Below are 13929 nucleotides of genomic sequence, written 5' to 3' on the forward strand. Positions count from 1 at the left end.
CCCCGCCGTCATTGTATTCATGAATTTCATTTTTGTCGTTGTACCTCCAGAGCTGTAATTGGGTTACGCTTATGTGGCCGTGCGGTTTTTCCGGCGTGGGAAATTAACCGCCGTTACGCTTTGATGCATCAAAGATCTGGTAATACTGATAGCCTCTGTAGCCGGAAAGCAAATCCTTCTGATCGTCCGCATTCGTAAAGGTACCATCTTTAAGCTCCACATGGTTGGCGGAGATTACGGGCGCCTCCCCGGAAAAAGCGGCCAGATAGCTGAAATAATCAGGAAGGGGAAGGCCTGCGGCCTGAAGCGTCTGAAAGCCCAGATAGTTCGCGCTGGTTTCCACGCCTGTGGTTTCCTCAATATCATAATTGGCCCAGATGATGAAAGGAACCTTGTAACGCCGTGACAGTTCTTCCTCAGTCAGTGTTGCATTACGCTTCCCATTGAGCTTCCATACCGGCTCCACAACGGAGTTGGTAGGCTGATGATCACCGAAGAAAACAATGATGGTTTCTTCCTCCTGCCCTTCAAAATAGGCAATCAGCTCCTGCAGCGCCTCGTCCGAAAGCTTCATCAGGGATAAATAATTGTTCAGGGCTGTGGAATTGGCGCCCTCCACGGTAATATCCGGCTGGAAATTATCGAAGCTTTCCGTATAAGAAGAATGGTTCTGCATCGTTACGTTGAATACGAACAGCGGTTCTCCGGGTTCTTTCTTTTCGTAGGTTTCAATAATTTTCTCAAAATCCGATTTATCACTTACATACTCTCTTACAAGAAGCGGATTTTTATAATCGGGCAGGAAATGCATTTCCTGAAAGCCCAGGTCCGGATAAACCTTATCACGGTCCCAGCCGGTTGCCTTGTAAGGGTGCATGGCTACCGTTTTATAGCCAAGGGAAGCCAGGTGGGAGGCCATGGAAGGCGTTTCTGCCTTGATGTACTGCTGGTAGGGGATGCTGCCGGTGGGAAGAAAGGCCATGGTATTCCCCGTCAGGTATTCAAACTCGGTATTTGCAGTATTTCCCCCCAGGACTGAAACATTCAGCCATCCGGAAACCGTGTTGTCCGCGCCGTCCATCATGCTGTGCATAAAAGGCATATAATCTTCATTGGTCTGAAAATCCGCAAGCACGGCTGGATCGGAAAAGGCTTCATCCATGATGACGATAATGTTCGGTTTTTTCTCCGGTTCCTCCGAGGGCTGTGCATAGGCGGCCAGCTCCTCCCGGGCGGCATCCGCGTTGTAGCCGGCCGGTTTGTCTACGGAGATATAACGCAGCTCCATGACAAAGGCCAGCGCTGTGCCGTTCTTGAAGCTGATGGTGGTCGGGGTAAAAAGCTTGTCATACAGCCGCAGCTTCTGCTGGACGATTTCGTCGGAATGGAACATGCCGCCGAAGGCCACCAGCAGGGCGCATACAACGGCAGCCGTGGGTATGCGGAATTTCCAGGTTCCTTTTTTCAGGGTATACCTGCAGAAAAATTCCAGTATCAGCAGAACCAGAAAGCCGATAACCACAAGAAGCGCCTGTTTGTCCAGCGTATATTCATAGTTGTCCGCAACGCTTGCGGCGGTGCTGATGGAGAACAGATCCCAGGGCTGAATCGGCACGGAACGGAAATTCAGCACGAAATAATTCACCAGCCCATACAGGAAAAAGAAAAGCGTTTCCGTCATCAGCGCCGCATGCAGCCGGCCGAACAGGGCGAAAAGCAGCAGGGCAACCAGCTCAAACATTACGATATTGAGCACCTGCGGAGTTGCCTTCATGGTTTTCCAGGGATTATGGGTAAACCATTCCAGCAGATAAAAGGTTACGATTGGGTAAAGCAGCAGCAAAATCAGGTTCAGCCTGCTTTCCTTTATTTTCTTTAGAAATTTCATTTTTACTCCCATCTATGCGCATTGGCGCATTTGAAAATCAGGAAGGCTGAAAGCGTCCTTCTTTCAGCTTACTCCCATCTATACGTATTAGCGCATTTGAAAATCAATATTGTCAGAGCCGCATGTGCCGTTTAGCTTCGGCTTGGAAGCCTTGTTTTCCCATACGGATCAGAATACCCCATGATTCTTGTTACATTCTAGTCAGCGATATGGTGACTGTCAAGAGAAGCGGCGAAGAATTCATAATTTGGAAAGAAAAAATAATTATACCGATCACGGAACTACGAAATACAGAACGAGAAAATCGGGCAGCGCCGGTTGACAGAAGAAATACGTAATTGTAATATGAAAAAACCGGCAGCCGCAGGGCAGGTAAGCGCATTTGCGGCAGCAGCACAATCTGCAGGGAGGATTAACAAAAATGCATATAGCTGAGGATATTATAAAAAAGGTGGAGGCCCAGTTTAAAATGGACTGCGTGCTGGATCCGTCCGGCGAAGCAGGAAAACGCGGTTATTTAATAGGAAGAAGGCCGAAAATGCCGGATCAGACCTTTATGACTGATACGGCCTATGGCTGGCTTATGAGAGAGTGTATGGAAAAAGCGGCGGCAGGCATTGACTATGGAATTGATTCCAGGGCAAGGGTATATGAAGGGATGGATCTGTTTTTCAGGGCGATTCTGTTCTGCGGGAAAGGGTATCTTATGGCGGATGAGGCAATTTATGACTGGTGCTGCCGTGAATACGGGGAACAGGGACCGGAGCCGGAATGGTTCTGCCGTTTTTCAAACCTGCGCAGGCTGGATGACTGCCTTCGCAGCCAGCGCAGGGAGATTGCGGATACCCATATTTATTTTCTCCCTGGAATGCAGCAAACGGCGGTAAAACCGGATTTTGAGGTCAGATGGCTGGAAGAAGGGGAGCTGCCCGACTGGAAAGATGGGCGGCAGTTCCGCCATGCCATCTGCGGTTCTGAGCTGATGCCGGATATGCTGGCTGTTGCTGCGATTATTGACGGAAAAGTTGCTGCTGTGGCCGGGGCCAGTGAGGACAGTCCGCTGATGTGGCAGATTGGAATTGACGTGCTACCCGAATTTGCGGGCCGTGGCCTGGCCTCCAGTCTGGTTGCCCTGCTGAAACAGGAAATCCTTGCCAGAGGGAAAATCCCCTTCTACGGCACCGCGGAATCCCACGGGCTTTCCAGGAGCGTTGCCATAAACGCCGGCTTTTTCCCGGCGTGGGCAGAGGTATATGTCAGACGCAGGCAATGAAGCCCAATTAATTAAGAAAATCTTTTCTGTGACGTTGCGGTCAAGTATGGTAGAATAAAAGTAACTGCTGAAGTGATGGGCAGTTATAAATGAAGGCTGCGGCAGCTGCCGCCCTGAAAAGAAAGAACCGGAGAGAATAGGAATGAAAAACAGTAAATTAATGAAGGAGCTGGTCCCCATAGCCGCCCTGCTTCTTTTTATCATTGTAGTGTTGGTAATGTGCGCAGTCAGTGCCAGGCAGAAAAAGGGGCAGTCCGGTACGGGGCCGGATACAGAGGCGGTGCAGGAAACGGAAAGCGAAACGGAAAGCGGCGAAACGGCGGAAAGCACGGAGGAAGCCTCAGGTGAAACGGGAGAAAATACCGGCAAAGAGGATCCTGTGGAGGTTCAGGAGACGATTGAGCTGGATGCCGAGGAACCTGTGGAAACAGAAAGCGCGCCGGATGCTGTGAAGGACGCGCCTCCCGCCGTATCCGGCTCCAATGTGCCGGATACGGCGCAGGTAAGCGCAAATACGGCGACGGTCATTGTAAAGAAAACGAATACCCAGATGCTCGCAGAAATGATGGATTACTGGCAGAAGGATAATGTGGAAGCCGTAGAGGATCTGAGCGGGCTGGCGCATTACCGCGCCATGTCGGCCTCCCTGAAAAGTTCAGCTTATTTTTATTACTACGGGGACAGGAATGAGCAGGGCCGCCCGGAGGGAACGGGCATTGCCGTTTACGGAGAGGATCAGTATTACTACGGAGAATGGAAGGACGGCCTGCGCAGCGGGAAGGGAATGTGGCTGAAAATGTACTGTCAGGACAATGCCGCCGCTTCCTTTGATCCGGTTCTGGTTACCCATAGCTATGAGGGTGCCTGGCTGGACAATCTGCCCAATGGGGAAGGCCAGGAGCACTATGATCTGGATATCGGCAGGGCAGCCCCGGAGAGCCGTTATTTTCAGAATGTGATCGGCAATTTCAAGGACGGGCTGTACCATGGAAATATGTATATCAACACGCTGAATGCCGACGGCAACGTGCAGGAATGGCGCGGTGAAGCGAAGGAAGGTGTGTTTAAGACCTTTGAAGGAAGGGATCTGGAAGGCAGGGTGCCGATTTGCCAGGATGTACAGAACCCGGACAGCCATATGTGGATTTATCCGCTGGAAAACAAGGATCAGGGGCTGAAGGAGGTAAGGAATCAGGTAAAAAACAGAAAGGAATAAAACCAGGGACAGCTGTAAAAGGGGAACGAACGGCTTTGCCGGAAACAGGCGGCCGTATTATAAATAATAAGGGGGTAAAAGGTATGGCAAGATACCAATGTGGAATCTGTGGTTACATTTTTGACGAGGAAAAGGAAGGGAAGCTCTTTTCAGAGCTGGAAAAATGTCCGGTGTGCGGGCATTCCCCGGATAACTTACGTTTGCTGGAGGAGCAGCCTGCGGCTGTGCCGGAAACGGAAACTGCAGAAGCTGGCACGCAGACAGGCCTGAAAGCTGCCGGGGAAACGGAAGCGCCGGCCGGTGCTGCATGCACAGATGAAAATAGTGAACCCCAGACTCTTGCCTATCCGGAGAAATGGAGAAGGCAGGATGAAAATATCCGGTACATGGCTCAGATTCACGAAATGGCGGTTTCAGGAAAGCCCCTTATTGAGGCCATGGGGACACAGATGCCCATGCCCTGCTGGGATGACATACTTATTCTGGGGGCGCAGCTGAATCCTCCGCCGCTGGATGAGCATGCCCATGTGGATACGACCACCGTTATCGGCCCGAATGCCAAGAAGCCGCTTATACTGGACAATCCGGTATACATATCCCACATGTCCTTCGGCGCGCTTTCAAAGGAAGCCAAGATATCCCTGGCTAGGGGAAGCGCTCTGGCGCATTCGGCCATGTGCAGCGGCGAAGGCGGGATTCTGCCGGAGGAAAGGGAAGCGGCGGCCAAATATATTTTTGAATATGTGCCCAATCTGTACAGTGTGACGCCGGAGAACCTGCGGCGCGCTGATGCCATAGAGATCAAGATCGGCCAGGGTACCAAGCCCGGCATGGGAGGACATCTTCCGGGAGGCAAGGTGACTCCGGAAATCGCAGCCATCCGTAATAAGCCTCTGGGACAGGACGTTATCAGCCCGTCCAGATTCCCGGGAATCAATACCAGAGAGGATTTGCGGGCGCTGGTTGACAAACTGCGCTGTGAATCGGACGGCAGGCCGATCGGGATCAAGATCGCAGCGGGAAGAATTGAACGGGATCTGGAATACTGTGTCTTTGCCGGTCCGGATTTTATTACTATCGACGGAAGAGGCGGCGCAACAGGGGCCAGCCCGCGTCTGGTGCGTGATTCCACAAGTGTTCCCACTGTATTTGCACTTTACCGGGCAAGGAAATATCTGGACAGCGTGAAATCCGATATTTCCTTGGTGATTACGGGAGGGCTGCGGGTATCCTCGGATTTTGCAAAGGCGATTGCCATGGGAGCTGACGCGGTGGCGGTGGCTTCGGCGGCGCTGATGGCAGCGGCCTGCCAACAGTACCGGATTTGCGGCAGCGGCAAATGTCCGGTAGGTATTGCCACACAGGATGAGACACTGAGAGCACGCCTTAAGATGGATGCGGCGGCAGCGAGAGTGGCAAACTATCTCAACTGCTCCCTGGAGGAACTGAAAACCTTTGCCCGTATCACAGGGCATGAGAGGCTGCATGATTTAAGCGTTGAGGATTTATGCACCATCAGCCGGGAAATATCGGAATTTACCAATATTCCCCATGCATAAGGAAAAATCAGCAGTTCAGCCGGCCGGTGCGTTTACAGTGCTGACCGGCTGAAAGTCATCCGGAAGTACAAAATATTAATTTCGCAGGTGGTTTTGAATGGAATTTTGCAAGTAACTGTGATGGCACAGGACAGTTTTGCAAAAACTTTAGTTAAATTGCTTATATAAATAGGAAGGAACAGCAGATTGTTTTACTTGCGGGCTGCTGTTTTTTCTATTATACTGGAATGGTTAGCTAGTTAAGAGTTAGAAAGCGGTGTTAAAATGAGTGAAAAACAAAAGAAAAATGCAGCTGTAAATGGCACGGCGTCCCAGGCGGCGGGAGAGGGAAAGCAGCCGGAACGCGTTATGACTAATAAGATGGGAACCATGCCCATGAACAGGCTGCTTCTGTCCATGGCCCTTCCAATGATGGTTTCCATGCTGGTGCAGGCCCTTTACAACATTGTGGACAGTGTGTTCGTATCCATGATTAATGAAAATGCACTGACCGCTGTTTCCCTGGCGTTCCCTATCCAGTCGCTGATGATCGCCCTCAGCACGGGAACCGGCGTCGGCGTCAATGCGGTCCTTTCCAGAAGCCTGGGAGAGCGGGATCAGGAAAATGTTAATAAAGCGGCGGAAAACGGCGTTTTCCTTGCGATTATGTCCTACGTGGTATTTCTGATAGTCGGCGTACTGATTGCGAAGCCGTTTTATTTAAGCCAGACAAAGGATCAGGAAATTGTATCCTATGGCGTAACCTATCTGACGATTGTATGTATCTGTTCTATCGGTATGTTTACCCAGATGACCTTTGAAAAGCTGCTGCAGTCCACCGGACGGACCATGTATACCATGATTACCCAGAGTCTGGGCGCAGTGATCAACATTATTTTCGACCCTATTTTGATTTTCGGCCTCTTTGGCTTTCCCAAAATGGGCGTTGCGGGCGCAGCGGCGGCTACGGTATTCGGACAGATTGTGGCGGCAGGGCTGGCAATTATCTTTAACCTGAAGGTGAACAAGGATATCCATCTGAATTTCAGAAAATTCCGTCCTGAGAAAAAAATGATCGGCAGGATTTATGCCGTAGGCATCCCGTCTATTATCATGCAGGCAATCGGCTCTGTCATGACCTATGGCATGAACCTGATTCTGATTCAGTTTACTTCAACTGCCACGGCGGTCTTCGGCGTTTATTTCAAGGTGCAGAGCTTTGTGTTCATGCCGGTATTCGGCCTGAATAACGGAATGGTTCCCATTGTGGCCTATAATTACGGCGCGGGCAACCGGAAACGTGTGAAGCATGTGGCAAAGCTGAGTATCATTTATGCGGTGTCCATCATGATGGTGGGGCTCCTTGTTTTCCAGATTTTCCCGGACAAGCTGCTGGCTATGTTCAACGCTTCGGAAAATATGCTGACAATCGGCGTGCCTGCCCTTAGAATCATCAGCCTGAGCTTTATGTTTGCCGGCTTCTGTATTGTTATCGGCAGTGTATTCCAGGCTTTGGGCAACGGTGTTTACAGTCTGGCGGTATCTGTGGCAAGACAGCTTTTAGTGCTGCTTCCCGCAGCCTATCTGCTTTCCCTGACCGGTAAGGTGGAAAACGTATGGTGGGCATTCCCGATTGCGGAACTTATGTCGCTGGCTGTCACCCTGTTCTTCTATGCGAGAATTAATAAAAAGATTATCAGCAAAATCGGAGAAAACGCAGCAGATTTGGTATAGAAGGCATATAAGAGAAGAGGTAAATTTGATGCAGGAGAAAAAGAAAATTACCGTAAGAGAAGGCGGCTGGGGAGATTATGAGCTGTTGAGAGCGGCCATACGGGAAGAACAGCATATCCATGCGGTAAACCGGCCGGATATTTTTGCTGACCTGGAGGACAGCCCGTTTGGCAGGGAAGATTTTGAAAAGCTGATGGAGGAGGAAAATTCCTTCTTCCTGGTAGCCGAGGCAGACGGCAGGGCTGCGGGCATATGTAATGTCAAGCTGAAGCAGGCTCCGGCCCACCCGGTGGTGGTGCCCAGACGCTATGCCTACATTGACGATATCTGCATCCTTGAAGATTTCAGGCATATGGGTGTGGGAAAAGCGCTCTATGAGGCGTTGGCGGACATAATCAGGCCGATGGGAATCAACAGGGTGGAGCTGAAGGTATGGGCCTTTAATGAATCGGCCATGGGCTTTTATAAAGCGCTGGGAATGAATCCTCAGAATATTATTATGGAAGGCAGGGTATAGCTTTGCCAGGCAGTTATGTCTGTGCTTCAAAATAAGAATAACAGGCCCGAAAGGCAGATGGCATACATACTTCAGGGGTATCTGCCATTTTCCTTTCGGGCTTAATTTATTCCCGTAGCTGCGGAACACATAGGATATGTAAGGGGGTGGTCCGCAGCTGTGGGAGATAAATGTCATGATATTAAGCCAGGGCATCTATTCGTATCAGTCTTCGATAGCAGCCTTCCGGCTGTTGATTTCCTTAAAGATATTCACATCGATCTTAGGTGTCCTGTCATAGTAATAGATGCCGTTCTGTTCCTGTTCTACGTCTGTCAGCTGTGTATAGCAGAAGCCGAACATCCTGGGATTGTCAAGAAGCGCATCGGTAAGTCCTTTATATCTGGATATGTACTCTTCCTCGGTCCTGGGGCCGTTTCCATATCCCCAGGCCTTTTCGTCCGTGCTGCCGGGAGCCCATTTGATTCCGCCGTATTCGCTGACGAACATCGCCTGCCCTTCTTTATACTGCTGCCTGTCGCCCAGACGGTCGTGGAATACGCCCGTACCATTTTTAAACGGCTCATAAGTAGCGGCAAATGCTTCGGGATCCTGCTCATAGTCATGCACGTCAAAGATATCCGTAACAACGTGGTAGTTGCCGCTGGTATCGATGCAGGGACGGGTGGTGTCATACTGCTTGGTGATCTTCCATGTGAGGGCAAGAAGGCTGTCAATCTGTCTGCGTCCCTCAAAATCCCAGGTCTCATTGAAAGGACACCAGCCTACGATGGCGGGATGGTTGAAATCTCTTTCAATCGACTGGATCCATTCCGGAATAAATGCCTCATAGCCGGAATAGGAGGAATGATCAAAGCCCCAGTTTGCCATTTCGCCCCAGGCCAGATAACCCAGCCTGTCGCAGTGATAGAGGAAGCGGGGTTCAAATACCTTCTGGTGCAGCCTGGCTCCGTTGAAGCCTGCCGCCATGGAAAGGCGGATATCATTTACCAGAGCCTCGTCGGAGGGCGCCGTATAAATGCCGTCGGGATAGAATCCCTGATCCAGGATCAGACGCTGGAATACGGACTTGCCGTTAATCAGGAAGCGGTAGCCGTCCAGCTTCACTTCACGGAGGCCGAAGTAGCTGCTCACCTTGTCATCGCCGAAGGAAAGCTGCAGATCATAAAGGCGTCCTGCCCCTGCTTCCCAGAGATGGATTTCGCTCAGGGGGATGGTGACGATTACGTTGCCGGAATCCGTCCTGGCGGATGCGCTTCCGCAGGCGGTTCCCTCATAGGAAGCGGCGGCGCTGAAGATGCCTTCCCCTTCCACTACTGCCTTGATGGTTACGGAGCCTTCCGCTACATTCGGATAATACTGGACGCTGCAGATATGTGCGTCAGGCGTGAATTCCATCCATACGGTCTGCCAGATACCTGTGGTTCTGGTATAGGAGCAGTCATGTGAATAGAAGCGGTCGCTCTGCTTGCCGATGGGCTGCATAGGGCTTCTGGTATCATCCTGTGCACATACGACCAGATGATTCTCCCCTTCCTTCAGAAGCGCGGAAATTTCCAGGGCAAAGGACACATAGCCTCCCTTGTGCCTTCCCGCCTCCGTGCCATTAACAAATACACGGCAGTCATAATCCACGGCGCCGAAATGCAGGTAAACCTTTCCCTGCAGCTGCTCTGCGCTGACGGTAACGGTGCGGTGATACCATACGGCTGCGATAAAGTCCGTGTAGCCCACGCCGCTCAATTCACTTTCAGGGCAGAAGGGCACCAGGATCTTGTCCTTAAAATCCGTCCTTTTTCCAAAGCCTCTTTCCAGCCCGCTGTTGTTCAAATCAAGTTCAAAATCCCATGTTCCGTTCAGGTTCACCCAGTCCTCGCGTACAAACTGCGGAAAAGGATGTTCCGGTCTAGGTATATTCCCCATAATTTCCTCCATTCTGCCGGATGCACCGGCTCATCTTGCGTTACTTGAAGTATACAGCTATAATATAGGTTAATAAATGGAAATTACACGCAAAATATTGAGGAAAACACGCATTATGGAACAAATCATTACATTCCTCCCGGGCCAGTTGCCGGGAGAGCCGGTTTTTCAGATTGAGATGACGGGAATTACCTATCCTGACAGCCATTATCATATAGAAAGGGAGAATTCCTCCATCTATATCCTTGAGTATATTATGGAAGGGGAAGGCCTGCTTAGGATCGGGGAGGAAACCTACCGTCCGGTAAAGGGGGACGTTTATCTGCTTCCCCGGGGAAAAAGCCATTTTTACCAGGCCGATGCGGGCAATCCATGGAAAAAAATATGGATGAACGTAAAAGGAAGCCTGTGCGACACCCTGGTGGAAGGCTTCGGCCTGGGGGAGACGGTCCTGTTCCGGGACTGCCCGGTCTATCCTTTATTCCGGGAGTTCCTTCATGTCTGTGAAAAAAAGGAGGGCAGCGGGACCGAGGTGGCCCGCAGGACCTCCCTCCTTTTCCATGAAATCCTTCTTCAGCTGGCCGCTCACGCAGCGGCGGGGGCGGAGCCGGAAATACGGCTCCCGGAGACTGCGGTTGCAGTGAGGAAATATGTGGATGAGCATATTTATGAACGCCTGAGTATTGAACAGCTGGCAAAGGAAGCCAGCCTTTCCCCTTCCCAGCTGACACGGGTTTTCCGGAAGGCATATGGCCAGACACCCTATGAATATGTGCTGTCCCGGAAAATAGACACGGCCTGCCTGCTTTTGAGAAACACAGGGATGACAGTGAAGGAGGTTGCTTACCGGCTGCAGTTTTCGGATGAGCACTATTTTGCCAACATATTCCGGCAGAAAAAGGGACTGCCGCCGGGAAAATACAGGATTACCGGGGACATTGGAACTTAACCGTTACAGTCCGGGCAGGTCTGGGCAGCGGCGGTTCAGACCAGGCTGAACCGTAATATATAACCCGGAAAAACCGGATCCGAAAACACTGTAATAAAGTCTTGTTTTTCATTCTTCGGGATGCTATGATGATAAAAAATAAAGCTTTACGGCTGGACGATAAAATATAATCAGGCGGAACCGGTAATGAAGGAAGGCAAGTTTTCATTTTCGAATAAAAAGCAGACCAGTGTGATGGCAGCGGCGGCAGTGTTGGGACTGCTCATTTTTTCGCTTCTGGTCTGGATGGTACGGGCGGACAGACAGGAAACAAGGCGAACGATTCTGGATATCAGCGACATTTATCTGGCGGAGATGGCAGATCAGATGGCGGGACATTTTGATACTACAATGAACAGCCAGTTTATCCGGGTCAGCAGCATTACGGCGAACATAACGGAGGCGGATCTGGAAAGCATGGAAATGCTTCAGGCTTTTATCCGGGACAGGACTGTGAAGAACGCTTATGCCTTTGTAGCTTTTCTGGAGGATAATGGGGATTATTATACGTCGGAAGGGCATTTTTCTGCAGATGGACGTATAGAAGGCGCAAAGGCGTTGCTTGAAGGACAGGATAAATATCTTGAGGTAAACAGTGTGCTCACTGGAAATACGATGATTTTGCTGTCCTCGGAAATTCCTTCTGTCATGTTTGGTGAGCACCGTCTGATTGCGGCAGTGGTGGGAATGACTCCTTCGTATCTGGGGGAAAGGCTGTCGCTTTACAGAGAAGGCGCCAACGCTTATGGAAACATTATTGACACAAACGGGAATTATATCATCAGACATGACGGGGATGATGGTGCAGTGGGCAGGAACCTGTTCGATTACCTGGAGGAACAGGCGGAATTTGATGAAGGATATGCTTCTTCGATGCTGCGGGACAATGTGGGACAGGGCGGAACAGGCGTCACTGCATTTACGCTGGAGGGTATCCATAAATATCTTTATTATATACCGCTGTCCGTCAATGACTGGTACATCTGCGTGAGTATGCCTTATGGTAAGCTGGATGAGAGGATAGGGGAACTGAGCAGCAGCATGACAAGGGTTGCCATGACGGTTATACTGCTCACTGCGGTAAGTATTCTTGGGATAGCGCTTCTGTATTCCATGGTCATCTGGCAGAAGAACCGTCTCCTGGCCCGGGAAAAGGAATCCACGGAGCAGGCTCTGAAGATGGCAGAAAGCGCCAGCATGGCGAAAAGTGAATTCCTCTCCCGTATGTCCCATGAAATCCGCACGCCGCTTAATGGCATTATTGGGATGAACCATATTGCCATGCATCATCTGGAGGATCCGGAGCGGGTATCCGACTGCCTGAATAAGATCGACATGTCTTCCAGGCATCTTCTTGCCCTGCTCAATGACGTGCTGGATATGTCAAAGGTGGAAAGCGGCAAAATTGAGCTGTGCCCGGAAAAAATAAGCATGAAAATGATACTGGAGCAGATGATGGTCATAGCTTCCTCCCAGGCTGCGGATAAGAATATCGCATTTCATGTGGAGTCATCCGTTGACGACAGCCTTGTTGTGCTGGGTGATTCGCTGCGTATCAGCCAGATTATCAGCAATCTTTTTTCCAATGCCTTTAAATTCACGGAAGCGGGCGGACAGGTCTGGTTCCGGATCCGGGAAGAAAAAGTGCAGGACGGCAGACACTGGCTGCATTTTGAAGTGGAGGATACCGGCTGCGGCATCGCGCCGGAAAACCTGGATAAAATTTTCAGCCCCTTTGAGCAGGAGGGCAGCAATGTGGCCCGCAAGTATGGCGGGACAGGCCTTGGCCTTGCGATTACCAGGCGCTTCGTTGAGCTGATGGGCGGCAGCATAGCCGTCAGAAGTGAGCCTGGCAGAGGCAGTTTATTTCTTCTGGATATTCCTTTTCCCGAAGCCGACGGGGCCGGCGAAGCGGATTCAGCCGATTGTGGCGGACAGCCTGAAAATGAAGAAAACGAAGAAATCTGCCTGGAACAGAAGCAGTTTGCAGGTAAACGCGTCCTGATCGTGGAAGATAACGAACTGAACCGGGAAATTACTGCCGAAATAGTTCAGGCAGCCGGCGCATGGACAGATATGGCTGAGAACGGAAAAATTGCCGTGGAGAAATTTGCCGCTTCCCCGGAGGGCTTCTATGATTATATTCTGATGGATATTCTCATGCCGGAAATGGATGGTTACGAGGCCACGAAGAAAATTAGATCTCTGGACCGCAGTGACGCCGGGACGGTTCCTGTTTTTGCAATGACTGCCAATGCCTTTGCGGAGGATGTGGAGAAAAGCCGCAGGGCGGGAATGAATGCACATATCAGCAAGCCGGTTTCGGCGGGGGAACTCTATAAACAAATGAAAAATTTCAGTGCGCGCTAGGGGGGACGGAGAACCGCATCCGCCCCAGTCCCTTCGCTCTTTCGTTGGGGCGGCGGGAGCCTGTTTTTTTTCTTCCGGGCTGCGTTGGGGTATTTTATGCTCCAGTCTCAAAAACGGGATGTTTCTAACTGTTCCTGTATACCAGATTTCTGCCAACGCAGCCAGAACTCCTCACGCAGCGACTTTTAGTCGGCTGCGTTCGTCCAGCGACTTTAGTCGCTTGCGGCTGCTAAGGGCGGCAGAATTCTGGTATTCAGGAGCAGTAAAAAACATCACCGTTTTTTCCTATGGAGTATAAAATACCCCAACGCAGCCCGGAAGAAAAAAAACAGGCTCCCGCCGCCCCAACGAAAGGGAAGGGACTGGGGCGGATGCGGTTCTCCTGGCCTTGGCAAACAGGTAGATAAAGAGGAATAGTAGTGAAAATATATAAATGTGTTGGAGTATTGAATACTTAGGATAGAATAATGGTGCGTGATAAT

At 50.7% G+C, this 13929-nt stretch carries 9 protein-coding genes; 7 read left to right on the forward strand and 2 right to left on the reverse strand.

The window, feature by feature from the left end:
• Positions 1 to 103 precede the first annotated feature (103 nt).
• Positions 104 to 1888, reverse strand: coding sequence for an LTA synthase family protein (locus HMPREF1548_RS24215; RefSeq protein ID WP_025490641.1), 1785 nt, complete (start codon positions 1886 to 1888; stop codon positions 104 to 106).
• Between the two features lie 421 nt (positions 1889 to 2309).
• Between HMPREF1548_RS24215 and HMPREF1548_RS24220 the strand changes: the two genes are divergently transcribed.
• From HMPREF1548_RS24220 to HMPREF1548_RS24240, 5 genes are all read left to right on the forward strand, one after another.
• Positions 2310 to 3161, forward strand: coding sequence for a GNAT family N-acetyltransferase (locus tag HMPREF1548_RS24220; RefSeq protein WP_021639342.1), 852 nt, complete (start codon positions 2310 to 2312; stop codon positions 3159 to 3161).
• A gap of 142 nt (positions 3162 to 3303) precedes the next feature.
• Positions 3304 to 4377, forward strand: a complete 1074-nt coding sequence (locus tag HMPREF1548_RS24225; protein ID WP_021639343.1) for an MORN repeat-containing protein — start codon at positions 3304 to 3306, stop codon at positions 4375 to 4377.
• Between the two features lie 83 nt (positions 4378 to 4460).
• Entirely contained in the window at positions 4461 to 5936 is a 1476-nt protein-coding gene (locus HMPREF1548_RS24230) for a glutamate synthase-related protein (protein WP_021639345.1), read from the forward strand.
• Positions 5937 to 6284: 348 nt separating this feature from the next.
• Positions 6285 to 7649, forward strand: coding sequence for an MATE family efflux transporter (locus HMPREF1548_RS24235; protein ID WP_035323777.1), 1365 nt, complete (start codon positions 6285 to 6287; stop codon positions 7647 to 7649).
• A 28-nt stretch (positions 7650 to 7677) separates the two neighbouring features.
• Positions 7678 to 8166: a GNAT family N-acetyltransferase gene (locus HMPREF1548_RS24240; RefSeq protein ID WP_021639347.1), complete on the forward strand. Its 489-nt coding sequence runs from the start codon at positions 7678 to 7680 to the stop codon at positions 8164 to 8166.
• A 204-nt stretch (positions 8167 to 8370) separates the two neighbouring features.
• On the opposite strand, the gene HMPREF1548_RS24245 is transcribed toward HMPREF1548_RS24240, so the two are convergent.
• Positions 8371 to 10089 carry a glycoside hydrolase family 2 protein gene (locus HMPREF1548_RS24245; RefSeq protein WP_198168683.1) on the reverse strand — a complete coding sequence of 573 codons (1719 nt, stop codon included), beginning with the start codon at positions 10087 to 10089 and terminating at the stop codon, positions 8371 to 8373.
• A gap of 115 nt (positions 10090 to 10204) precedes the next feature.
• Between HMPREF1548_RS24245 and HMPREF1548_RS24250 the strand changes: the two genes are divergently transcribed.
• Entirely contained in the window at positions 10205 to 11038 is an 834-nt protein-coding gene (locus HMPREF1548_RS24250) for an AraC family transcriptional regulator (protein ID WP_035323756.1), read from the forward strand.
• A gap of 186 nt (positions 11039 to 11224) precedes the next feature.
• Positions 11225 to 13447, forward strand: a complete 2223-nt coding sequence (locus HMPREF1548_RS24255; protein ID WP_021639351.1) for a hybrid sensor histidine kinase/response regulator — start codon at positions 11225 to 11227, stop codon at positions 13445 to 13447.
• Positions 13448 to 13929: the final 482 nt, after the last annotated feature.

This window comes from Clostridium sp. KLE 1755 (assembly GCF_000466465.2).
Classification (GTDB): domain Bacteria; phylum Bacillota; class Clostridia; order Lachnospirales; family Lachnospiraceae; genus Eisenbergiella; species Eisenbergiella porci.